Origin of the sequence: Lysinibacillus sp. CNPSo 3705 (assembly GCF_028674935.1) — a bacterium.
Taxonomy (GTDB): domain Bacteria; phylum Bacillota; class Bacilli; order Bacillales_A; family Planococcaceae; genus Lysinibacillus.
The window spans coordinates 1-1,810 of record NZ_JAQZSD010000150.1; the positions used below are offsets into that span (position 1 = coordinate 1).

1 protein-coding gene is annotated in these 1,810 nt (G+C 37.3%); it reads right to left on the reverse strand.

Translation table 11 applies throughout. The features are described 5' to 3' along the window. Nucleotides 1-444: 444 nt before the first annotated feature. A partial coding sequence (locus PVA17_RS24680; RefSeq protein ID WP_274069326.1) for a peptidoglycan D,D-transpeptidase FtsI family protein occupies nucleotides 445-1,810 on the reverse strand: 1,366 nt, incomplete at its 5' end.

Consider the following 1,810-nt stretch of genomic DNA (forward strand, 5'->3'; position numbering starts at 1 on the left):
TATAGCAAAGAAAAGGACATTCATACGAAATGTTAAATTAGAGTGATGTTTTGCTTTAACACTCGTCGCGCGATTTTTTCCCGGTGCTTTGCGCATATGGTATTCCCCTCCTCATCTAATTACAATTTAAATATACGATATTTAGTATACCATTCGAAGGTACGACAGGAAAGCAAGCACTTGAGAATTAATGATTGGAAAACATCATTTAGTCGCTCTGGCTCTTCTTTCCGTCGCTTTGACTCTTCCTTCCGTCGCTTTGGTTCTTCTTTCCGTGTTTATTATCCATTTGAATCCCCTTGGTTGACCAGACCTGAATTCATTGTACGGCTGGGATTTTTTTCTTGTCCATAGCTAGAGGCTCTTTAGAACCCTTCGCATAGCAAGAGGTTTTTAAAAGATACAAAAAAACCGCTAGGCATATAAATGCGCTAGCGGTTTCTCTTATTTTTGCTCATCTTCACCAATTTTGTCTTTTGAAATAGCTGGTAAAATTGGTTGTTTTACATTACTATCAGTCATTTTTTCTGCTTGATATTTTGCTTTTAACTCAAAATATTTATCTAGAGCTTCTCGAGCAATAACATTATTATTAGTTAAATGTGCACCTGTGTTAGTCGTCGCCCATGGAATAACAACAGCATAGGCAATTTCAGGATTTTCATAAGGGGCAAATCCAACATGAGTAAAGGTAAGTGTATCAGTACCATAATACTGTCTTAAAGGTCCATAGTATACTACCTGAGCTGTTCCTGTTTTTCCTGCTGCTGTATAAGGTGCATTTGCAAATTGTGCTCGCGCAGTACCTTGCGAACCTGTATAAACTCGACGTAATCCTTTTTTTACATAATCAATTTCTTCTGTAGGATTATCGATACGATTTAAAATTGTTGGACCTATTTCAGTCACTAATTGACCTAAATGTTGTCCATCATTTGATGGCTCACGTACCTCTTTCACAATATGTGGCTGAATACGATAGCCGCCATTTGCGATTGTCGAGATATATTGTACCAATTGTAAAGGTGTATACGTATCATATTGTCCAATCGCTAAGTCGAGTGTTTTACCACCCATCGTTGGACCAGATGGACCCTGTACACCACTAAATTCATTCGGCAAGTCAATACCTGTTTTTACACCTAAGCCAAATTGCGCATAATTATTACGCATTTTCGGGAATGTATCGTCTTTTAAACGAAGTGGCATCCCATAGCTATATGGTGTTCCATTAATAAGCATAGCAATTTTAAACATATAAACATTTGATGAACGTTCTAAAGCTGTTAAGTCATTTAGCGTAATATAACCACTTCGGTTAAAGATTGAAGTTTTTGCTTTAGTTCCAGCTAATACAATAGGTTCATCTCCCATTGGAGTACCCATTGAAACAACTCCTTGATTATAACCAGTAAGAAGAGTTGCTGCCTTAACTGCTGACCCCGCCTCATAAGCGGTTGTAAATGTACCATATGAATAATCGACCACTTCATATTTTCCTGTTTCAGGATTTTTCTCAATCTTCTTACCAACATTCGCTAAAATATCACCTGTATTCGGGTCCATCATTACTAAGAAGGCACGATCAAGTAAATACGAACCGCCTTGGGATTTTAATTTAAGCAATTCCCGCTCAACAATTTTTTCAGTTTCTAATTGTAGCTCACTATCAAGTGTCAGTCTTAAATCTTTACCAGGCTCGCCTTCATAAGTCGTAACCGTATCGACTACCTGCCCTTTTTTATTCGTAATATTTTTAACGACTGATTTTTGCCCTTGCAGTAAATCTTCATATTGCGCTTCAATATAA